The organism is Aeromonas sp. QDB25, from assembly GCF_027707725.1.
Taxonomy (GTDB): Bacteria; Pseudomonadota; Gammaproteobacteria; order Enterobacterales; family Aeromonadaceae; genus Aeromonas; species Aeromonas caviae.
In genome coordinates, this window is the sequence record NZ_JAPCIZ010000003.1 from 63,411 (window position 1) to 83,798 (window position 20,388).

Consider the following 20,388-nt stretch of genomic DNA (forward strand, 5'->3'; position numbering starts at 1 on the left):
TAAAAAATAACAAAGCAGGAGCGTAGCAATGATCTGGTTCTTCCTCTGTGTCGGCTTGTTGATAGCCGGCTACTTCGTATACGGCAAATTCATCGAACGGATATTCGGGCCCAAACCCGAGTTGAAGACCCCCGCCATCACCATGGCGGACGGGGTGGACTATGTCCCCATGTCGGACAAGAAGGTCTACCTGGTTCAACTGCTCAACATCGCCGGCGTCGGCCCCATCTTCGGCCCCATTCTGGGTGCCCTCTATGGTCCGGTCGCCATGCTCTGGATCGTCTTTGGCTGCATCTTCGCCGGTGCGGTCCACGACTATTTCTCCGGCATGCTGTCGGTACGCGCCAGGGGCGCCTCGGTGCCGACCGTGGTCGGTGAGCACCTGGGCACCGCCGCCAAGCACTTCATGAACCTCTTTGCCGTGGTGCTCCTGATGCTGGTGGGCGTGGTCTTCGTCCTGAGCCCGGCGGGCCTGCTCGCCAACCTCACCTCCACCGATCTGGTCTACTGGATTGCGGCCATCTTCGCCTACTACATCCTCGCGACCATCGTCCCCATCGACAAGATCATCGGCCGCTTCTACCCCATCTTCGGCGCGCTGCTGGTCTTCATGTCGGTCGGCCTCATCATCGGCCTCATCGTCTCCGGCAAGGGCTTCTACAACACCGGGATGGACTTCTCCAACCTGCACCCGACGGACCTGCCGCTCTGGCCGCTGCTGTTCATCACCATCGCCTGTGGTGCCGTCTCCGGTTTCCACGCCACCCAGTCCCCGCTGATGGCGCGCTGCATGCAGAACGAGAGCTCCGGTCGCTTCATCTTCTACGGCGCCATGATAGGGGAAGGGATCATCGCCCTCATCTGGTGCACCCTGGGTCTCTCCTTCTACGACAGCACCGAGGCACTCAACGCCACCCTGGCCAGCGGCGGCCCCTCTGCCGTGGTGCACGAAGTCTCCACCAGCCTGCTCGGTACCGTGGGCGGCATCCTGGCGATCCTCGGCGTGGTGATCCTGCCCATCACCTCCGGTGACACCGCGTTTCGCAGCGCCCGTCTCATCGTGGCGGACTTCCTTAACCTGACCCAGAAGCCCATGGCCAAGCGTCTGCTCATCGCCATCCCCATGTTCATCCTTGGCTTCATCATCTCCAAGGCCGAGTTCGGGGTGATCTGGCGCTACTTCGGCTGGGCCAACCAGACCACCGCCGTCATCATGCTGTGGGCTGCGGCCGCCTACCTCATCAAGGAAGGCAAGCTGCACTGGGTATGCACCATTCCCGCCATCTTCATGACCGCAGTGGTCATCACCTACCTGGCCAACGCCCCCATCGGTTTCGGCCTCGAGATGAATGTTTCCACCATCATCGGTCTGGTGAGCACCGCCCTCATCACCCTCGCCTTCCTGGTGAAATTCAGGCCCGCGCTGATCAACAAGCCCAGCGAAAGTTAATCCACGCCAACCATGTCAAAAAAGGAGCCGTCAAGGCTCCTTTTTTTGCTGAACATTTCCCTTCAGCAATGCCATACTCCCAGCGTAAATCCTTGTCATGGATACGACTTTACGGACTTGCCCCCAATAACATCAGCGTCTGTTTTGGCGACTTGGAAACCACTTAAGCTTCAGTACAACAAAACAACTTAAGATTTCGGGCCCGACAGGAGGGAAATCAGGTGGCTGACTGCCTTGCAGAGCCCTGTTCCCAATGACAATGCGGTGCGTCAAGCCAGCGGAGGCATAAATGGCACTCGATTATTTTGCTCTTGGTCTGCTTTTTTTTGTGGGTTTGGTCATTTTTTATGGGGTCATCGTCATTCACGACATTCCCTATGAAATAGCCAAGCATCGTCAGCACCCCCATCAGGACGCCATTCACGTGGCCGGCTGGGTCAGTCTGTTCACCCTGCACGTGCTGTGGCCCTTTCTCTGGATCTGGGCCACGATTTATCGCCCCGATCGCGGCTGGGGCTTCAACCAGCGGCTGCAGCAGGATGAAGATGATATCCAGCAGCTCAAACAGGAGCTGGCCGACCTCAAGGCCCGCCTCAATACCATCGAACAGACCGAGCAACAGGGATAAATCATGGACCTGCTACTGATCCTGACCTACACGGCCGTCTGCGTGGCCATCTTCAAAATCTTCCGTATCCCGTTCAACAAGTGGACCGTGCCTACCGCAGCGCTGGGTGGCGTGCTGATCATTGGCACCCTGATCATGCTGATGAACTACAACCACCCCTATTCCGAGATGGCGCGCAACTACTATGTCTCCACCCCGATCGTGCCGCTGGTCAAGGGCCGGGTAATCGAGGTGCCGGTACAGGCTAACCAACCGGTGAAAAAGGGCGATGTGCTGTTTCGCCTGGATGCCGCCCCCTTCCAGCTCAAAGCGGACAGCCTGACGGCGCGGGTTGAATCCAACCGCAACCACCTCAAGTCCATCGAGGCCAGGCTGCGCTCCGCCAAGCTCGACCGGGATCGCGCCAGCGACCTGATGCGCCGCGGCGTCGGCAAGCAGCGTGACCTCGATGTCACCCAGGCCAACGTGGACGACATCGTGGCCCAGATCGAGCAACAACAGGCGACACTGGAAGATCTGCAGGCCCAGCTCGACGAGGCCAGGTACCAAGTCGAGCAGACCGTGGTCTATGCTCCGAGCGACGGCCACGTGGTACAGCTGGCCCTGCGCCCCGGCATGATCGCCACCCCGTTCATGTATCGTCCGGTGATGACCTTCATCCACAAAGACGAGACCGCCTATGTTGGCTGGTTCTGGCAAAACAGCATGCAGCGCCTGGCGGTGGGCGATGAGGCCGAAGTGGTGATCGACGGCATCCCCGGCAAGATCTTCCAGGGCAAGGTGACCGCCGTGATCCCGGCCATCGCCGCAGGCAATGTGCAGGCCAACGCCGGTTTGCTGGATCAGACCAGTGCCGTGCGACCGGGTCGCCTGCCGGTGCTCATCTCCATCACCGACCCCGAGTGGGCCAAGTATCAGGTGATCGCCGGGGCTAGCGGCCAGGCCGCCATCTACACCAAGCACTTCCACCATGTCTCGGTGATGCGCAAGGTGCTGCTGCGCATGGCCAGCTGGATGAACTACGTCTTCCCCTTCCACTAAGCGAAGACATTATCGCCAGCGGCCGGCACCATGCCGGCCCGCTGTTTTTTAGTGCCAGGATCCCTATAATGGCGCCATCCTGCACCACCCCATATCGATACCCCAAGCCTGCATGTTCGTTCTCAGACCCTATCAGACCGACGCGGTCAACGCCGTCATCAGCCACTTTCGCAAACACCCGGATCCCGCCGTGGTGGTGCTGCCCACCGGGGCCGGCAAAAGCCTGGTGATCGCCGAACTGGCCCGCAAGGCCCGTGGCCGGGTGCTGGTGCTGGCTCACGTCAAGGAGCTGGTGGAGCAGAACCACGCCAAGTACGAGGCCTGGGGACTCCGGGCCGACATCTTCGCCGCCGGGCTGGATCGGAAGGAGGCGAGCGCCCAGGTGGTGTTTGGCTCGGTGCAGTCGGTGGCGCGCAATCTGGATGCCTTCGACGGGGCTTTTTCGCTGCTCATCATCGACGAGTGCCACCGGGTCTCGCTCGATGACGACAGCCAATATCATCAGGTGATCGAGCATCTCAAGGCCGCCAATCCGGCCCTCAAGATCCTCGGGCTCACCGCCACCCCCTATCGGCTGGGGCTGGGCTGGATCTACCGGCGCCACTACCACGGCATGGTCAAGAGCCACGGCGAGCGGCTCTTTGGTGACTGCGTGTTCGAACTGCCCCTGCGCTTCATGGTGAAAAACGGCTACCTGACCCCGCCGCGCCTGGTGGACGCCCCCATCGTCCACTACGACTTCAGCAAGCTGGTGCCGCGGGAGAACGGCCTGTTCAGCGAGGCGCAGCTCAACGGCGAGATCAAGCGCCAGGAGCGGGTCACCCCCCATATCCTGAGCCAGGTGCTGGACTATGCGGCCGACCGGCAGGGGGTGATGATCTTCGCCGCCACCGTCGAGCATGCCCGGGAAATTCATGGCCTGCTCGGTGCCAGAGGCCAGCAGGCCGCCCTCGTCACCGGCGAGACGCCGGGACCGGAGCGCGACGCTCTAATCAGTGCCTTCAAGGCGCGCGAGCTCAAGTTTCTGGTCAACGTAGCGGTGCTCACCACCGGTTTTGATGCCCCCCACGTCGACCTTATCGTGATGCTGCGTCCCACCGAATCGGTGTCGCTCTACCAGCAGATTGTGGGACGGGGCCTGCGCCTCTCACCCGGCAAGAGCGATTGCCTGGTGCTCGACTACGCAGGCAACAACTTCAACCTGTTTGCCCCCGAAGTGGGGGAGCCCAGGCCCCACGCCGGCACCGAGCCGGTTCAGGTGCCCTGCCCCGCCTGCGGCTTTGCCAACACCTTCTGGGGCAAGACCGACGAGGATGGCAAGGTGATCGAGCACTATGGCCGCCGCTGTCAGGGACTGTTTGAGGATGACGAGGGCAACCGCGAGGAGTGCGACTACCGCTTTCGCGCCAAGATCTGCCCCGGTTGCGGCGCTGAAAACGACATCGCCGCCCGTCGCTGCCAACGCTGTGACCAGCTGCTGGTGGACCCTGACGACAAGCTCAAGGAAGCCCTCAATCTCAAGGACTGCATGGTGATCCGGTGCGCCGGTTTGACCCTGGGTGCCGGGCGCGGCAAGCAGGGGGAGCGGCTGGAGGTGACCTACCACGACGAGGATGGCCTGACCCTGACAGAGTACTTCCCCTTTCACTCCCGGGGTGCACAGCGCTTGTTTCAACAACGCTTTGTGCGTCATCATTGGCCCGCCCCGGGCCTGGAGCCCGAATTCACGACCCTGGCGAGCGTGATGCTCGCGGCAAACCAGTTCCGTCACCCGGATTTCGTCATCGCCCGCAAGTCGGGACGCTTCTGGCAGGTGAAGGAAAAAATATTCGATTACGAGGGGCGTTACCGGACTGCCAACGCCCCGGCCTGACCCCATGGCAGGCGATACCCGGCAGTCACCCGGTTTGATTATCGGGGCGGTTTCTGATGCCGCCCTTTCGTTCAGTTAGAGGATCCTATGCAGCGGCTGTTGATTGGTTTTTGTGCTCTCTTTTCTCTGGCGGTCCACGCCGCCCCGCTGACCCCGCCCAAGGGGGGCCAGTACGCCGTCATCGTACAGGGCAACAACGGGGTAGAATTTGCCCGTCACGCCGATGACATGATAGCCCCCGCCTCCACCATGAAGGTGCTCACCGCGCTCGCTGCACGCCTCGAACTCGGTGCCGACTTCCGCTTCGCCACCGACATCCAGGCCCAGCCCGGCGCCAAACAGGGCACCACCATCAACGGCGACATCTGGATCAACTTCGTCGGCGACCCGACCCTGTCGCGCATGGATCTGGTTGCCCTGTTCAAACAGTTGGGCGTCACCCGCATTCAGGGCAACGTCTATGTCAACACCGGTGCCTACAACGGCTATGAGCGTGGCAACGGCTGGTCCTGGGGGGATCAGACCCTCTGCTTCGCCGCTCCCGTCTCCTCGGTCATCATCGACAAGAACTGCGCCTACGGCACCATCACCGCCACCCAGATTGGCAAGCCTGCGGTGGGCAACGTGGCCACCGGTGTGCCCATCGGCATCGGCGCCGACAACGTGGAGGTGATGAGCTATGGCGACATGGCGCGCCAGTTCTGCGCTCTGGAAGTGGACATGGCCAAGGGCAACTTCTACGAGCTCAAGGGCTGCATCACCCCGAACAAGGAGCCACAAGGGCTGCGCTTTGCCATCCATGACGTGGAGGCCTGGGGCTGGGACAACATCCGCTGGGCCATGAACCGCGCCGGGATCAGCCACGACGGCCTGCTGCGGGTCACCCATCAGGCCCCTGTCGGTGCCCAGACCCTGGCGACCCACTACTCTGTCTCCCTGCCGGTGATGCTCGCCAAGATGTTGAAAAAGTCCGACAACCTCTACGCCGATACCTTCCTCAAAACCGTGGGGCGTCACTACTACAACAAGCCGGGCAGCTATCGCAGCGGCACCATGGCGGTGCGCGCCATCCTGACCAAGCACGGCATTGACCTTGGCAACGCCACCCTGGCCGACGGCTCCGGCCTCTCCGCCCACAATCTCATCAGCGCGCGCCAGATGTTGTCGGTGCTTAACTTCATCCAGAAGAACGATGCCGAGCTCGACTTCATCAAGCTGCTGCCAAGCTCCCAGGTGGACGGCACCCTGGCCTGGCGACGCAGCGTCACCGCGCCCATGATGAAGAACAAGGTGCACGCCAAGACCGGTACCATCACAGGTACGTCGAACCTCGCCGGCTTCATCGACACCGCCGGTGGCCAGCGCAAGGCCTTCGTGATGTTCCAGCGCGGTCTCTCCCAGGATCCGGCGACCCACGAGCGCTACCGCGCCAGCAAGGCGCCCTGGCCCTGGACCGTCTTCGAAAAAGGCGTGCTGGAGAGCATCTACCAGCAGCAACCCATCCAGATCGTCGAGCAGTGATAGACGGGCTGCCTTGCCGGCAAGGCGGCCCGATTCCCCGGCCTTGGGGCGAAACAGGGGCGCTGGCGCCGTCATCAGCAGCGGGCGCAATCGGAGATGGCGAACGTAAGCATCGCTATTTTCAGCTTTGACTGACAGGGCGCCACGGCTATGCTGTGCCCAGCCTCATCTCAATGGCCTTCTTCAACGGCTTGTTTAATGGAGAGAAAAGATGTTTGTAGAGATTTTTGGTCGTCCCGGTTGCCCCTATTGCGTGCGTGCCAAGCAGATTGCCGAGCAACTGACCGAGGAGCGCGATGACTTCGAGTTCCGCTACGTGGATATCAACGTGGCCGGGCTGACCAAGGACGATCTCGCTGCCAAGGCGGGCAAGCCGGTCACCACTGTGCCGCAGATCTTCCTGGATGAGCAGCACATCGGCGGCTGCACCGATTTTGAGGCCTATGCCAGAGCCAATCTGGGTCTGTAAGCCCCGACACCATGAAAAAAGGCGCCTCTGGCGCCTTTTTTCATGTCGCCAAGCCTGCCTCAGGCCACCGGCGTGAAGCGGCTCACCACCTGTCCCTGATGTTCAATCCACTCCATGAACATGGCGACGGGGCGGGCATAGACCTGACCATCCTGTTCGGATTGATAGATCACCAGCTGCTCCTGCGTTTCGGTGTGCAAAGCCAGGGCCAGAACCTGGTAATAGCCCCCCTTGAAATGGCGGTAGCGACCGGTGGCGGGTGCCTGCATGAGTGAACCTCGAGAGCGGGAAGATGAGCCCCGTGCCTGCGTGCTCCCCTGGCAGACCGACGGGTCGGGGCCTTTTTTACCCCAGCCAATCGTGCCAGATGGGGGAGATATTTCAATACACTCATGTTGCTTTATGAAGCTACCCCTCATCTTTCACTGATCTACCAAAGAGAGGCAAACGATCATGCTGAATTTAACATTTCAACAGCCCTGTTTCAGGGGTAAATATCAGGGATTTATTCCATAAATTAGATTGTTCTAGCATTCAATTCTGTGAAGAATAGGGGCAGAGAAATTTGATACTAAAAACAGCTTTTCTGCCAACGCGCCCCACGGGGAAGGAATCACGCTCACCATGTTCACTATCGACAAGTCGCACAAGCTCGACGATGTCTGCTATGACATCCGCGGCCCGGTGCACAAAGAAGCTCGCCGTCTCGAAGACGAAGGTCACCGCATCATCAAGCTCAACATCGGCAATCCGGCCCCGTTTGGCTTCGAAGCACCGGAGGAGATCATCAAGGATGTGATCCTCAACATGCCCCAGAGCCAGGGCTACTGCGACTCCAAGGGGCTCTTCTCCGCCCGCAAGGCGGTGATGCAGTATTACCAGCAAAAAGGGATGCGCAAGGTCGACATCGACGACATCTACATCGGCAACGGTGCGAGCGAGCTCATCGTGATGGCGATGCAGGCGCTGCTCAACAACGGCGACGAGATGCTGGTGCCCTCCCCCGACTACCCGCTCTGGACCGCGGCCGTCACCCTCTCCGGCGGCCATGCGGTGCACTACCGCTGTGACGAAGGGGCTGACTGGTACCCGGATCTGGACGACATCCGCGCCCGCATCACCCCGCGCACCCGCGGCCTGGTGCTGATCAACCCCAACAACCCGACCGGCGCCGTCTACGGCAGCGAGTTTTTGCTTGAAGTGATCGAGATCGCCCGCCAGCACAACCTCATCATTTTCGCCGACGAAATTTACGACAAGATCCTCTACGACGACATCTCCCACACCAGCGTCTGCACCCTGTGCGACGATGTGATGGTGGTGACCTTCAACGGCCTCTCCAAGGCCTACCGCGCCTGTGGCTTCCGCCAGGGCTGGATGGTCATCACCGGGCCCAAGGGGCGCGCCAAGGGTTACATCGAGGGGCTGGAGATGCTGGCCTCCATGCGGCTGTGTGCCAACGTACCCATGCAGCACGCCATCCAGACCGCCCTTGGGGGCTACCAGAGCATCAACGAGCTGATCCTGCCGGGGGGTCGCCTGCGCCGCCAGCGGGACAAAGCCTGGGAGCTTTTGAACGAGATCCCGGGTGTCTCCTGCGTCAAGCCCAAGGGGGCGCTCTACATGTTCCCGCGCCTCGACCCCAAGGTGTATGACATTCGCGATGACCAGAAGATGGTGTTCGACCTGCTGCAGCAGGAGAAGCTCCTGCTGGTGCAAGGCACCGGCTTCAACTGGCCGGCACCGGATCACTTCCGCCTGGTATTCCTGCCCCGGGAAGAGGAGCTGGAAGAGGCCATCGGTCGCCTCGCCCGCTTCCTCAAGGGCTACAAGCAGTAAGCAAGGCTCATGGAAAAGGCTCCCGCGGGAGCCTTTTTGTTGTCTGTCGTTTTCTATCCGCGCCATCAGCCGTGGAGCAGGGCACCGGCCACCAGCACCGCCATGGTGATGAGGGCCACCCCGATGATGAAGGGCAGCACCCAGCGCACGAAGCGATCGTAGGGGGTCCTGGCGAGCGCCAGCCCCGCCACCAGGTGAGCGGCGGTGGGGGCAAACAGGTTGATCCAGCCGGAGGCGGACTGATAGGCGGTGATCACCAGATCCCGCGAGATGCCGGAGAAGTCAGCCAGCGGCCCCATCAACGGCATGGAGACGGTCGCGAGCCCCGAGGTGGAGGGAATGAAGAAGCTCAGGATGATATGCACCAGATAGGCCATCAGGATGAAGACCGACGACGACAGCCCGCTCACCAGTCCCTCGGCCCAGTGCAGTATGGTGTCGATGATGACGCCGTGCTCCATCACCACATAGATGCCGCGCGCCACCGCTACCACCAGGGCAACCCCGATGAGATCCCGCGCCCCGTTCAGGAAGGTCGCCACGTAGTTGGACTCCGGCATCCGGTTGATGAGGGCAATCAGGATGGAGGCGCTGAAGAAGAGGGTGGAGAGCTCGTCGAACCACCAGCCCAGGGTGGGCAACAGATCGATGCCCAGATCGGACCAGGGCACCACCGCATAGATCATCAGCAGGAAGGTGCCGAAGAAGACCAGCATGGTGAGTTTCTGCTTGCCGCTGAAGGCGAGGTTGCCGCTCTTCATCTGGGAGAACTCGTCGTCATAAACGATATCGGCCAGCACGGAGCGGGACTTGTCCTGCTGCACCTGCCTGGCGTAGCGCATCACGAACCAGGAGGCGAAGATCACCAGCAGCAGCCACTGGATGACCCGTAGCCCTATCCCCTCACCGATGGGGATACCCGCGAAACCAGAGGCGATGCCGGTGGCAAACGGATTGACGGTGGAGGCGAGCACCCCGACCCCGGAGCCGAGCAGGATGATCCCGGCCGCCACCATGCGATCGAAGCCCGCCGCCATCATCACCGGCACGATGAGTGCCCAGAAGGCCACCGTCTCCTCCGCCATGCCGAAGGTGGAGCCACCCAGGGCGAACAGGGCGATCAGCACCGGGATGAGCAGCCGCTCGCGCCCGGCGAAGGTGCGCACTATGGCCCCGACCCCGGCATCGAGCGCCCCGCTTTGCATGGTCACCGCCAGAAAGCCGCCGATGATGAGCACGAACAGTGCCACGTCCGCCGCCTTGTGAAAGCCCTGGATGGGCGCCTTGAGCACATCGAATACCCCCTGGGGTTGGGAGGGGAGCTCGGTGTAACTGCCGGGTACCGGCAGCAATCGCTCGTCACCGCTGTAGTCGGCCACGGCCGCCGCAGCCACCGGCTGCTGGGTCTTGGCCGTCACATAGTTGTATTTGCCCGCCGGCAGCACCCAGGTGAGGGCCGCCATCAGGGCGATGATGATGAAAAGCAGGGTATAAACCGTGGGGAGCTGGCGCTTCTTGGGCGCCTCATGGGATGTGGTCATGACTTTCGTACCTCGGCGGTGCCGTCTGTGATCCGGACAGCGCAAGCCTAGCGGGTTTGTTCGGGGAAAAAGGTGATCGCGGATAATAAACCTGAGGCAGCAGGTTGAGTCTGCTGCAAAAAGACAGGGCCCCGCAGGGCCCTGTCTGTGCTGACGACCGACTTACAGCTCGACCACGTCGAATTGCACGTCCGGATTCACGTCCGCATCGTAGTCCACCTCGTCCAGACCGAAACCGAACAGGCGCAGGAACTCCTGCTTGTAGCCGGTGTAGTCGGTCAGTTCACTGAGGTTCTCGGTGGTGATGGAGGGCCAGAGATCACGGCAGGTCTGCTGCACGTCTTCACGCAGTTCCCAGTCATCCATGCGGATGCGGGCCTGCTCGTCCAGCGCCATGTCGGCGCCGTACAGGCGGGTGCGCATCATGCGGTCCACCTGCTCCATGCAGCCCTCATGAATGCCCTTCTCCTTCATGATCTTGAAGGCCATGGAGATGTAGAGCGGCATCACGGGAATGGCAGAGGAGGCCTGGGTCACCACGGATTTGAGCACGGCCACGTGGGCGGTCCCCCCCTTGGCAGCCAGATCGCCACGGATGGCGGTGGCGGCGCGGTCCAGATCTTCCTTGGCGCGCCCCAGGGTGCCATGCCAGTAGATGGGCCAGGTCAGGTCGGTACCGATGTAGGAATAGGCCACGGACTTGGCGCCGTCAGCCAGCACACCCGCATCGCGCAGAGCCGCCATCCACAGCTCCCAGTCCTGGCCGCCCATGACGGTGATGGTGCTCTGGATCTCTTCCTCATTCGCCGGCTCGACGGTGGCGGTGATGATCTGATCCTTGTTGGTGTCGATGGCGGTGGAGGTGTAGACCTCGCCGATGGGTTTGAGGGCGGAGCGCACCACTTCGCCGGTGTCCGGCAGCTTGCGCACCGGAGATGCCAGGGAGTAGACCACCAGATCGATTTGACCCAGATCCTGCTTGATGAGCTCGATCACCTTGGCACGGCACTCGTGGGAGAAGGCATCGCCATTGATGCTCTTGGCGTAGAGGCCGGCCTCTTTGGCGGCCTTGTCGAAGGCGGCGGAGTTGTACCAGCCGGCGGAGCCCGTCTTGGTCTCGGAGCTCGGCTTTTCGAAGAAGACACCGATGGTGGCAGCTCCGCTGCCGAAGGCTGCGGCAATGCGGGAGGCCAGACCATAGCCGGTGGAAGCGCCGATCACCAGCACCTTCTTGGGGCCATTCTCGATGGCGCCCTTGGCTTGGGTGTAAGCGATCTGGCGACGAACATTGGCTTCACAACCGACCGGGTGGGTGGTGGTGCAGATAAAGCCGCGAACCTTGGGTTTGATGATCATGTGTTGTCTCTTATCCGTTTGATGGATGAAATCGGGGCATAAGATACCTCATTGCGGCCCGTTATGGTGCTCTGATGTGTTGAACTGCGGGGAAACAGGCAGGGATCCGTCGCTTTATGCCGCCATGGCACACCCATTGCGCAGGAGATCTCCCCGCCATGGACCAGAGAGAGGCGACGTGAGGACTGGAATGTCACACCCTGAACGAGGCCGTTGTCTGACCTTGCGCCATGTACTAGTGTGCAAGGAAGAGGATTCAAGGAGGAGTCTATGTCACGCATGCTGGTCATCTCTCTCACCTGCCTGGGGCTTGCCACCGTCCCCGTTGTCCAGGCGGCAGTCTATCAATGCGCCCGCGATGGGCAGATCACCTTCAGTGACATCCCCTGCAGCAGCGACGCCAAACCCATGGCACTCAATGTCTATACCCCCTCCCCCGAGGCGGTGGAGCAGGCGGCCAACCAGACCCGGGAGATAGAGCAGAGCCTGGCGAACGGCCAGAAACAACGCCAGGCCGAGGCGCTGCGCACCGAGATCGAGGCCAAAAAGCAGAAGATGAACAACGAGATGACCCAGATCACGGAGAACAAGGCAAGATCCCGCAATGTCTCGGCAGAGATGCAATCGGTCACTACCCGATATCAGAAAGAGATTGAGTCCCTGAACCAGAAACTCTCCACCTTGCAGGCAAAATAAACACTCCCTGTTTCGGGACAGAAAATATACCGAAGTGGCAATGTCGTCACGAGTTCACACATGCCGCACATCCAGAACATCACCCCCTTGGCCGTTTATTTCTCACACCAGAGGATCAGATAGCGGCTTTTTCCCGATCCCCGTAGCCACCTAATTTCACCGCGTTCCAGAAGACTCAACTTTATCCCCACCGAGATCCCTGACGTGCCACAGGGTTCATACGAGGGCGATATATAGGGGCATCGTGACAATTGTCAGTGCCAAAAGAGGCGCCTTCATGCCAATATTCCCTGGGGCCCAAAGCGGTCCACGAGATAAATAACCTTGGTACGAGACCCTACAATTAAGAAGCTATTTATCAACATTGAAAAATAAAAAGTTAATTTGAGTACGATGACGACTCATCAGGACGCAATGCTATTGTTAATTTACTCATATTTGGTCGTTATCCCATTCAAGGGTCTCATGGAGGAGCGCTGTCATGTTCTGGAATCAAAAAGCAAGCAAGGAAGCCAGTGAGCAAGCGGCAAGGGTGGTGGAACTGGGGGCATTTGAACAGGCTATCCAGTTGCAGGTCCCCTTCGTCCAGTTCACCCCGGCGGGAGTGGTCACCTTCGCCAACGCGCTGTTTCTCAAGATCGTGGGATTTGAACGTGACGAGGTGATCGGCAAGCATCACAGCACCCTCTGCTTCCCCGACGACGTCAATACCCGGGATTACGAGACCTTGTGGCAGGATCTGCGCCACGGCGTCTCCCGCAGCGGCCGCTTCATTCGCCAGTCGAAATCCGGCAAGGCCGTGTGGCTGGAGGCGACCTATTTCCCCATCGTGATCGACGGCAAGGTGGTGCGGATCGCCAAGGTCGCCTCCGACGTGACCCAGCAGCAATCCACCCTGGAGCGCACCCAGGCACTGCTGGCAGCCCTGGACAAGTCCCTGGCGGTCATCGATTTCCAACCCGATGGCACCGTCATCACCGCCAACCAGAATTTCCTCAACTGCTTTGGCTACCGGCTGGAAGAGGTGGTCGGCAAGCATCATCGCCTCTTCTGTGACACCGAGTTCTACCAGAACAACCCCCATTTCTGGCAGGATCTCGGCTAGGGTGACATCAAGTCAGGGCTCTTCATGCGTCTGGGTCACCGGGGGGAGAAGATCTGGCTGGAGGCCACCTACAACCCCATCTTCAACCACGAGGGCAAGGTGGTCAAAATCATCAAGCTGGCGAGCGACATCACCGAGCGGGTGGAGAAATCCATCTCCACCCGGGAAGCGGCCCAGAAGGCGTGTGCCATCGCCAGCGAAACCGTCGCGAGCGCCGCCAGGGGGCGGGAGGTCATCGACAGGGTGCTCGACACCTCCTCTCACATCAACACCTCGGTCAATGCGGTCAGCAAGCAGATAGAGCAGCTCAACCTGCAATCCAGGAGCATCGAATCCATCATCTCCACCATCAGCGGCATCGCGGATCAGACCAACCTGCTGGCCCTCAACGCGGCCATCGAGGCGGCCCGCGCCGGGGAACAGGGACGGGGATTCGCGGTCGTGGCCGACGAGGTGAGGCAACTGGCGGCGCGCACTTCCAGCTCCACCAGCGAGATCGTCACCGTCATCAAGCACAACTCGGAGATCACCTCCCAGATCACCCAGACCGTCTCCGTCGTCTCCGACAAGGCGGTGGCAGGTCAGGAGCAGGCCACCATCATCGCCGACGTCATCAAGGAGATCATCGAGGACGCCAACTCGGTGTCGGACACCGTCAAGAGCCTCTCCATCTGAGCGACAGCTGCCAATGACAACGGGGGGCCCAGGCCCCCCGTTGTCATTGCTGTCCGCCCACCCGAAACCCGCTCAGCCATCCCCCAGGAGATAGTGTCTGGCTTCCTCGTCCGCCAGCGCGAGGGCGATGTCCCATAGCGCGGCGATGCAGAGCCCCTCCTCCCCCACAGCTTCCTCTTCCAGCGCCTCCAGGGCTCTGGCATCGGCCAGGGTAAAGGGGGGATGGCTCAACAGGCTTTTGGCCGCGGCCAGCAAGTGCATGTCGCTCATCGGTCGGCTCCTTCTTAGACAGCGTGTTTCCCTGCCCAGGCTGTAGCCTAATGACGGCGACTCATCCCCCGGTGGCGACTGCCTGCGCACGCTTCCTGCCGGACGGCAGTTGGCCCACCCCGATGCCGGCCAGCACGGCGGCGCAGGCCACCCATTGCAGGGCAGTGAGCGTCTCTCCCAGCAGCAGATAGGCGAGCAGCAGGGTAAAGACCGGTATGAGGTTCACATAGGCAGCCGCCAGGGTCACCTTCACCTGGGTCACCGACCAGTTGTAGAGCAGGTAGGCACCAAGTGTCACGAAGGCGCCGAGGAAGAGGATGACCCCCATGTCCTGCCAGGCCCAGCTCGCGGGCCAGGACGCACTGAAGGCAAAGGGCGCGAAGAAGAGCATGCCGACGAAGGCCTGCAACGCTGTCAGTGTCATCACGCCGTAGCGGCTGGAGAGCTTCTTGAATACCACGGAATAGGTGGCGGCGCAGAGCATGGCGCCCATCTCCAGGCTGTTGCCGAGCAGGGCGTTGGGGGCGAACTCGTCGGCGCCCTCCCCCAACCCCAGCAGGGCGATGCCAACGATGGCGATGGCAAAGCCCAGCAGCTGGCGGCGACTCACCCGCTCTCCAAGCAGCACGAAGGCCACCAGAGCCACCATCAGGGGAAGCAGGGCACAGACCATACCGGCCTGGCCGGCACTGGTGTAACGCAGGGCGTTGACTTCAAGAAGAAAGTAGAGGCAGGGCTCAAGCGCCCCCATCAGGGCCAACCAGCGCCAATCCCCCTTCTGGTAAGTGACGCGGCCAAGCTGGCGGTAGCAGAGCAGCCAGCAACAGGACGCCACCCCCATCCGCATGAAGAGCACCTGACCGAAGGACCAGATTTCCAGCACATGTTTGAGGGCGATGAAGGAGCTGGACCAGAGCAGCATGGCCAGGGTCAGCGTCAGGACGGGTAAAGGGCGCACAATGCCTCCATGAATTGGGCATTCGAATAATAACCATACGGCCTTGCGGTTGTCTAAAGGCACCTAACATCAGATAATACGGCCGCCTTCATACCGGATAACCCATCTTCAATGACTGAGTACCTGCTTTTACTGGTCGGCACCGTGCTGATCAACAACTTCGTGCTGGTGAAGTTCCTCGGCCTTTGCCCCTTCATGGGTGTCTCCGGCAAGCTGGAAACCGCCATCGGCATGGGTCTGGCCACCACCTTCGTCATGACGCTGGCAAGCGCCTGCTCCTATCTGATGGAGCACTATATCCTGATCCCGCTGGAGATCGCCTACCTGCGCACCCTGGGCTTCATTCTGGTGATCGCCGTGGTGGTCCAGTTCACCGAGATGGTGATCCGCAAGAGCAGCCCGACCCTCTATCGCCTGCTCGGCATCTTCCTGCCGCTCATCACCACCAACTGTGCCGTGCTCGGCGTGGCGCTGCTCAGCATCAACGAGCGCCACAACTTCATCCAGAGCATCATCTACGGCTTCGGGGCTGCCGTCGGCTTCTCCCTGGTGCTGATCCTTTTTGCCGCCATGCGTGAGCGGCTGGTGGCCGCCGACGTGCCGGCACCGTTTCGTGGCGTCTCCATCGCCATGGTCACCGCTGGCCTGATGTCGCTGGCCTTCATGGGCTTTACCGGCCTCATCAAGATATAACGCTATGATTCACATACTCTTTGCCATTCTGGTGCTGGCCCTGCTTGCCCTGGCCTTCGGCATCATTCTCGGTTTTGCCGCCGTCAAGTTTCATGTGCAGGCCGATCCCATCGTCGATCAGCTCGATGCTCTGTTGCCCCAGACCCAGTGCGGCCAGTGCGGTTACCCGGGCTGCAAACCCTACGCCGACGCCCTGGCCAATGGCGACAAGATCAACAAGTGCGTGCCCGGTGGCGACGCCACCATGCGCAAGATTGCCGACCTGATGGGGGTCGAGCCCCAGTCTCTGGACGGCGGTGAAGACGCGGCAATCCCCGTCAAGAAGGTGGCCTTCATTCACGAAGACATGTGCATCGGTTGCACCAAGTGTATCCAGGCCTGTCCGGTCGACGCCATCCTGGGTGCCACCAAGGCGATGCATACCGTCATCGCGGCCGAGTGCACCGGGTGCGACCTCTGCGTCGACCCCTGCCCGACCGACTGTATTGAAATGATCCCGGTGCCGACCACGGTCGACAACTGGAAATGGGATCTGGCCAAGGTCGCCATTCCGGTAAAGATAGTGGAATAAACAGCGGAGTAACCATGCAGCATCTGCTCGAACGCATCAAAGCCGGCACTCTGTGGGATTTTCACGGCGGCATCCATCCCCCCGAGAACAAGCACCAGTCCAGCCTGACCCCCGTCGTTGACGCGGGCCTTCCCCCACAGCTCATCATTCCGGTGCGCCAGCACGCGGGTCCGGCCGGCGAACTGCTGGTGCGGGTGGGGGACAAGGTCAAGAAAGGGCAACCCCTCACCCGTTTTGACAAGGGACGCATCGTGCCGGTGCACGCTTCCACCTCGGGCACCATCACCGCCATCGAGCAGCACACGGTGGCGCACCCCTCCGGTCTTGACGATCTCTGCATCCTCCTCACCCCGGACGGAGACGATGCCTGGGGCGAGCGCACACCCCAGCCTGACTACTGGAACCTGGAGCGGGGGGCGTTGCTCGAACGCATCCAGCAGGCCGGCATCGCCGGGCTCGGCGGCGCCGTCTTCCCGACCCACAGCAAGCTCGACGGCCGTGGCCAGCTCACCGAGATCCTCATCGTCAACGGGCTGGAGTGCGAACCCTACATCACCACAGATGACCGTCTGATGCAGGAATACGCCGACGAGATCATGGACGGCATCCGGGTACTCAAGCACCTGCTCAAGCCCAAGCTCACCCTGATCGGGGTGGAAGACAACAAACCGGCGGCCATCGAGGCCCTGACCCGCCATGCCAGCGACGCCGACGTGCTGGTCAAGTCGGTACCGACCAAGTACCCCTCCGGCGGCGCCAAACAGACCATAGAGCTGCTCACCGGACGCCAGGTGCCCAAGGGAGGCCGGGCGGTCGACATGGGCATCATGGTGCTCAACGTCGCCACCGTCTTTGCCATCAAGCGCGCCATCATCGATGGGGAGCCGCTCATCGAGCGCATCGTCACCCTCACCGGCGACGCCTTCAAGAAACCCGGCAATGCCTGGGTGCGTCTGGGCACGCCGGTACGCTGGCTGCTCCAGCGTTTCGAGCTGCAACCGGAGGCGGATCAGCGGGTCATCATGGGGGGCCCCATGATGGGCTTCACCCTGCCCCACGCCATGGTCCCCGTGGTCAAGGCCACCAACTGCCTGCTCTCCCCCACCCGCGCCGAGCTGCCGCCCCCCGGCCCGGAACAGGCCTGCATCCGTTGCAGTGCCTGCGCCGATGCCTGCCCCGCCACCCTGCTGCCCCAGGAGCTTTACTGGTACAGCCGGGTCAAGGAGTACGACAAGGCCGAGAAGCTCAACCTCTTTGACTGTATCGAGTGCGGCGCCTGTGCCTGGGTCTGCCCGAGCGAAATCCCCCTGGTGCAGTACTACAAGATCGCCAAGGATGACATCCGCGAGGCCCGTGCCGAGGCCGAGAAGGCCGAACGTGCCAAGCAGCGCTTCGAGGCCAAGCAGGCTCGCTTCGAGCGTGAGAAGGCGGCCCGCGAAGCCCGCCACGCCGAGGCCGCAGCCCAGCGTCGCCAGGCCATGACGACGGCCGGGGGCGAAGATCCGGTCGCCGCCGCCCTGGCCCGCATCAAGGCCAAACAGGAGACGGCCCAGGTGGCCGTGAGTGAACCCGCACCGGACAACGAGGCCATGATTGCCGCCCGTGAGGCACGCAAGCAGGAGGCCATCGCCCGTCGTGCCGCCAAGGCCGCCAATGGCGAGGGCAATGGGCTGGCTGACACCCCGGCACCTGGGGAGCAACATCCCAAGACAGAGCTGGATCCCAAGAAGGCCGCCATCGCCGCCGCCCTGGCACGTGCCAAGGCCAAGAAGGCCGCCCAGGCGCACGGTGACGGGCCGGTGGTCGCAGGTGAGACATCTGTGAACACAACCGAACACGCCGTTGAGGCCCCGGCCGCCGCATCCGAACCCGCCGCAGAGGTGGACCCCAAGAAGGCGGCCATTGCCGCCGCCATCGCCCGGGCCAAGGCCAAGAAGGCTGCTCAGGCGCAAGGTGACGGGCCGGTGGTCGCAGGTGAGACATCCGTGGACACAACCGATAACGCCGTTGAGGCCCCGGCCGCCGCAGAGGTGGACCCCAAGAAAGCGGCCATTGCCGCCGCCATCGCCCGGGCCAAGGCCAAGAAAGCCGCCCAGGCGCAAGGGGACACGCCGATGGACGCGGATAAGACATCCGTGAACACAACCGATAACGCCATTGAGGCCCCTACCGCCGCATCCGAGCCCGCCGCCGAGGTGGACCCCAAGAAGGCGGCCATTGCCGCCGCCATCGCCCGGGCCAAGGCCAAGAAAGCCGCACAGGCCCAAGGTGACGCACCGCTGGACGCAGGTGGCATCTCCGCAAACACAAGCGATGCCGCCACCGCCGAGGCCCCTGCCGCCGCATCCGGACCCGCCGCCGAGGTGGACCCCAAGAAGGCGGCCATTGCCGCTGCTATCGCCCGGGCCAAGGCCAAGAAAGCCGCCCAGGCGCAAGGTGACGCACCGCTGGACGCAGGTGGCATCTCCGCAAACACAAGCGATACCGCCACCGCCGAGGCACCTGCCGCCGCATCCGAGCCCGCCGCCGAGGTAGACCCCAAGAAGGCGGCCATCGCCGCCGCCATCGCCCGGGCCAAAGCCAAGAAGCTGGCGGCCGAGGCTGCATCCTCCCCTTCGACCGACAAGAGCCACTGATCCATGTTCAATATCGCGAGTGCGCCTTTTGCCCACAACCGCAAACAGACCCAGACCCTGATGGTGCTGGTGATCCTGGCCTGCCTGCCCGGCTTCCTGGCGCAGACCTGGTTCTTCGGCTGGGGGACCCTGATCCAGATCCTGCTGGCGCTGGTCACGGCCCTGGGTTCGGAGGCCCTGGTCCTTCGCCTGCGCGGCCGCCCCGTCAAACCGGCCCTGCTGGATGGCAGCGCGGCGCTCACCGCCGTGCTCATCGGTCTCTCCCTGCCCCCCCTGCTACCCTGGTGGATGCTGGTGCTGGGCACGGCGTTCGCCATCATCATCGCCAAGCATCTCTATGGCGGGCTCGGTCAGAACCTGTTCAATCCTGCCATGGTGGCCTATGTGCTGCTGCTGGTCTCCTTCCCGGTCCAGATGACCAGCTGGCTGCCCCCCTCCAGCATCGCCGCCTACGACATCGGCTTCGCCGATGCGGCCTCGGTGATCTTCACCGGCTTCAGCCTGGACGGCTACAGCATGCTGCAGCTCAAGCAGGGGGTGGATGGCCTGACCATGGCCACGCCGCTGGATACCTTAAAGACCGGGCTGACCCAGGGGCTGACCGCCACCGAAGTGATGACCCACAAGGTCTTCGAGGGCTGGGGTGGCATCGGCTGGAGCTGGGTCAACCTCGGCTACCTGCTGGGAGGCCTCTTCCTGCTCCAGCAGAAAGTGATCAACTGGCGCATTCCGACTGCCGTGCTGGGCGCATTGCTGCTCGCTGCCACCCTGGGCTATCTGGCCACCCCGGATGCCACCGCCACCCCCATGCTGCACCTGTTCAGCGGTGCCACCATGCTCGGGGCCTTCTTCATCGCCACCGATCCGGTGAGTGCCAGCACCACCGCAAAGGGGCGCCTCGTCTACGGTGTGCTCATCGGCGTGCTGGTCTATGTCATCCGCCGTTTTGGCGGCTATCCGGATGCCTTCGCCTTCGCCGTGTTGCTGGCCAACCTGTGCGTTCCCCTGATTGACAGTCTGACCCGCCCCAAGGTCTATGGAGCCCGTCGCAAATGAACCCACATCT

Annotated in this window: 19 protein-coding genes; 14 read left to right on the forward strand and 5 right to left on the reverse strand. The window is 62.0% G+C overall.

Features of this window, described 5'->3' with window-relative positions; genetic code table 11:
* Positions 1-28: 28 nt before the first annotated feature.
* The 6 genes from PG883_RS01825 (at position 29) to PG883_RS01850 (ending at position 6,982) form a co-directional block, all read left to right on the forward strand.
* Positions 29-1,450: a carbon starvation CstA family protein gene (locus PG883_RS01825; protein WP_201894801.1), complete on the forward strand. Its 1,422-nt coding sequence runs from the start codon at positions 29-31 to the stop codon at positions 1,448-1,450.
* A 289-nt stretch (positions 1,451-1,739) separates the two neighbouring features.
* Entirely contained in the window at positions 1,740-2,078 is a 339-nt protein-coding gene (locus PG883_RS01830; RefSeq protein ID WP_104455719.1) for a DUF3302 domain-containing protein, read from the forward strand.
* A 3-nt stretch (positions 2,079-2,081) separates the two neighbouring features.
* Complete coding sequence (locus PG883_RS01835; RefSeq protein WP_244081933.1) at positions 2,082-3,119, forward strand: HlyD family secretion protein; 1,038 nt, start codon at positions 2,082-2,084, stop codon at positions 3,117-3,119.
* 112 nt (positions 3,120-3,231) lie between these two features.
* Positions 3,232-4,992 (forward strand): DEAD/DEAH box helicase, encoded by a 1,761-nt coding sequence (locus PG883_RS01840; protein WP_270806900.1) that lies wholly within the window; start codon positions 3,232-3,234, stop codon positions 4,990-4,992.
* Between the two features lie 87 nt (positions 4,993-5,079).
* Complete coding sequence (gene dacB, locus PG883_RS01845) at positions 5,080-6,513, forward strand: D-alanyl-D-alanine carboxypeptidase/D-alanyl-D-alanine endopeptidase (protein WP_042017206.1); 1,434 nt, start codon at positions 5,080-5,082, stop codon at positions 6,511-6,513.
* Between the two features lie 211 nt (positions 6,514-6,724).
* Positions 6,725-6,982, forward strand: a complete 258-nt coding sequence (locus tag PG883_RS01850; protein ID WP_010674029.1) for a GrxA family glutaredoxin — start codon at positions 6,725-6,727, stop codon at positions 6,980-6,982.
* Positions 6,983-7,041: 59 nt separating this feature from the next.
* Here the strand turns inward: PG883_RS01850 and PG883_RS01855 are convergent, their stop codons facing one another.
* Entirely contained in the window at positions 7,042-7,251 is a 210-nt protein-coding gene (locus tag PG883_RS01855; RefSeq protein ID WP_010674028.1) for a DUF1653 domain-containing protein, read from the reverse strand.
* 355 nt (positions 7,252-7,606) lie between these two features.
* On the opposite strand from PG883_RS01855, the gene PG883_RS01860 reads away from it, so the two are divergent.
* A complete protein-coding gene (locus tag PG883_RS01860; RefSeq protein WP_005302243.1) occupies positions 7,607-8,821 on the forward strand; it encodes a pyridoxal phosphate-dependent aminotransferase in 1,215 nt (404 codons plus the stop codon).
* A 65-nt stretch (positions 8,822-8,886) separates the two neighbouring features.
* Here the strand turns inward: PG883_RS01860 and PG883_RS01865 are convergent, their stop codons facing one another.
* Both PG883_RS01865 and fabV read right to left on the reverse strand, forming a co-directional pair.
* Entirely contained in the window at positions 8,887-10,362 is a 1,476-nt protein-coding gene (locus PG883_RS01865; protein WP_270806901.1) for a YfcC family protein, read from the reverse strand.
* A gap of 162 nt (positions 10,363-10,524) precedes the next feature.
* Positions 10,525-11,718 carry an enoyl-ACP reductase FabV gene (gene fabV, locus PG883_RS01870; RefSeq protein ID WP_041212832.1) on the reverse strand — a complete coding sequence of 398 codons (1,194 nt, stop codon included), beginning with the start codon at positions 11,716-11,718 and terminating at the stop codon, positions 10,525-10,527.
* Between the two features lie 270 nt (positions 11,719-11,988).
* On the opposite strand from fabV, the gene PG883_RS01875 reads away from it, so the two are divergent.
* The 3 genes from PG883_RS01875 (at position 11,989) to PG883_RS01885 (ending at position 14,194) form a co-directional block, all read left to right on the forward strand.
* Positions 11,989-12,414, forward strand: coding sequence for a DUF4124 domain-containing protein (locus PG883_RS01875; protein WP_104455716.1), 426 nt, complete (start codon positions 11,989-11,991; stop codon positions 12,412-12,414).
* A gap of 481 nt (positions 12,415-12,895) precedes the next feature.
* On the forward strand, positions 12,896-13,519 hold the full coding sequence (locus PG883_RS01880) for a PAS domain-containing protein (protein ID WP_270806902.1): 624 nt from the start codon (positions 12,896-12,898) through the stop codon (positions 13,517-13,519).
* Between the two features lie 24 nt (positions 13,520-13,543).
* Positions 13,544-14,194, forward strand: coding sequence for a methyl-accepting chemotaxis protein (locus PG883_RS01885; protein ID WP_270806903.1), 651 nt, complete (start codon positions 13,544-13,546; stop codon positions 14,192-14,194).
* A gap of 72 nt (positions 14,195-14,266) precedes the next feature.
* Here PG883_RS01885 and PG883_RS01890 read toward each other — a convergent pair whose 3' ends face one another.
* Together PG883_RS01890 and PG883_RS01895 are read right to left on the reverse strand one after the other, a co-directional pair.
* A complete protein-coding gene (locus tag PG883_RS01890) occupies positions 14,267-14,464 on the reverse strand; it encodes a hypothetical protein (RefSeq protein WP_039038678.1) in 198 nt (65 codons plus the stop codon).
* A gap of 61 nt (positions 14,465-14,525) precedes the next feature.
* On the reverse strand, positions 14,526-15,422 hold the full coding sequence (locus PG883_RS01895; protein WP_270806904.1) for a DMT family transporter: 897 nt from the start codon (positions 15,420-15,422) through the stop codon (positions 14,526-14,528).
* A 111-nt stretch (positions 15,423-15,533) separates the two neighbouring features.
* On the opposite strand from PG883_RS01895, the gene rsxA reads away from it, so the two are divergent.
* Genes rsxA through rsxD form a run of 4 tightly spaced genes read left to right on the forward strand, consistent with a single transcriptional unit; the run spans position 15,534 to position 20,378 of the window.
* Positions 15,534-16,115 (forward strand): electron transport complex subunit RsxA, encoded by a 582-nt coding sequence (gene rsxA, locus PG883_RS01900; protein WP_039038677.1) that lies wholly within the window; start codon positions 15,534-15,536, stop codon positions 16,113-16,115.
* A gap of 4 nt (positions 16,116-16,119) precedes the next feature.
* Complete coding sequence (rsxB, locus tag PG883_RS01905) at positions 16,120-16,686, forward strand: electron transport complex subunit RsxB (RefSeq protein ID WP_043156390.1); 567 nt, start codon at positions 16,120-16,122, stop codon at positions 16,684-16,686.
* A gap of 14 nt (positions 16,687-16,700) precedes the next feature.
* Complete coding sequence (gene rsxC / locus PG883_RS01910; protein ID WP_270806905.1) at positions 16,701-19,322, forward strand: electron transport complex subunit RsxC; 2,622 nt, start codon at positions 16,701-16,703, stop codon at positions 19,320-19,322.
* A 3-nt stretch (positions 19,323-19,325) separates the two neighbouring features.
* A complete protein-coding gene (gene rsxD, locus PG883_RS01915; RefSeq protein ID WP_010674314.1) occupies positions 19,326-20,378 on the forward strand; it encodes an electron transport complex subunit RsxD in 1,053 nt (350 codons plus the stop codon).
* Positions 20,379-20,388 lie beyond the last annotated feature (10 nt).

Coding starts and splice junctions, on each gene's coding strand:
- PG883_RS01825 (WP_201894801.1), top strand. CDS start 29: ATGATCTGGTTCTTCCTCTGTGTCGGCTTGTTGATAGCCGGCTACTTC.
- PG883_RS01830 (WP_104455719.1), top strand. CDS start 1,740: ATGGCACTCGATTATTTTGCTCTTGGTCTGCTTTTTTTTGTGGGTTTG.
- PG883_RS01835 (WP_244081933.1), top strand. CDS start 2,082: ATGGACCTGCTACTGATCCTGACCTACACGGCCGTCTGCGTGGCCATC.
- PG883_RS01840 (WP_270806900.1), top strand. CDS start 3,232: ATGTTCGTTCTCAGACCCTATCAGACCGACGCGGTCAACGCCGTCATC.
- dacB (WP_042017206.1), top strand. CDS start 5,080: ATGCAGCGGCTGTTGATTGGTTTTTGTGCTCTCTTTTCTCTGGCGGTC.
- PG883_RS01850 (WP_010674029.1), top strand. CDS start 6,725: ATGTTTGTAGAGATTTTTGGTCGTCCCGGTTGCCCCTATTGCGTGCGT.
- PG883_RS01855 (WP_010674028.1), bottom strand. CDS start 7,251: ATGCAGGCACCCGCCACCGGTCGCTACCGCCATTTCAAGGGGGGCTAT.
- PG883_RS01860 (WP_005302243.1), top strand. CDS start 7,607: ATGTTCACTATCGACAAGTCGCACAAGCTCGACGATGTCTGCTATGAC.
- PG883_RS01865 (WP_270806901.1), bottom strand. CDS start 10,362: ATGACCACATCCCATGAGGCGCCCAAGAAGCGCCAGCTCCCCACGGTT.
- fabV (WP_041212832.1), bottom strand. CDS start 11,718: ATGATCATCAAACCCAAGGTTCGCGGCTTTATCTGCACCACCACCCAC.
- PG883_RS01875 (WP_104455716.1), top strand. CDS start 11,989: ATGTCACGCATGCTGGTCATCTCTCTCACCTGCCTGGGGCTTGCCACC.
- PG883_RS01880 (WP_270806902.1), top strand. CDS start 12,896: ATGTTCTGGAATCAAAAAGCAAGCAAGGAAGCCAGTGAGCAAGCGGCA.
- PG883_RS01885 (WP_270806903.1), top strand. CDS start 13,544: ATGCGTCTGGGTCACCGGGGGGAGAAGATCTGGCTGGAGGCCACCTAC.
- PG883_RS01890 (WP_039038678.1), bottom strand. CDS start 14,464: ATGAGCGACATGCACTTGCTGGCCGCGGCCAAAAGCCTGTTGAGCCAT.
- rsxA (WP_039038677.1), top strand. CDS start 15,534: ATGACTGAGTACCTGCTTTTACTGGTCGGCACCGTGCTGATCAACAAC.
- rsxB (WP_043156390.1), top strand. CDS start 16,120: ATGATTCACATACTCTTTGCCATTCTGGTGCTGGCCCTGCTTGCCCTG.
- rsxC (WP_270806905.1), top strand. CDS start 16,701: ATGCAGCATCTGCTCGAACGCATCAAAGCCGGCACTCTGTGGGATTTT.
- rsxD (WP_010674314.1), top strand. CDS start 19,326: ATGTTCAATATCGCGAGTGCGCCTTTTGCCCACAACCGCAAACAGACC.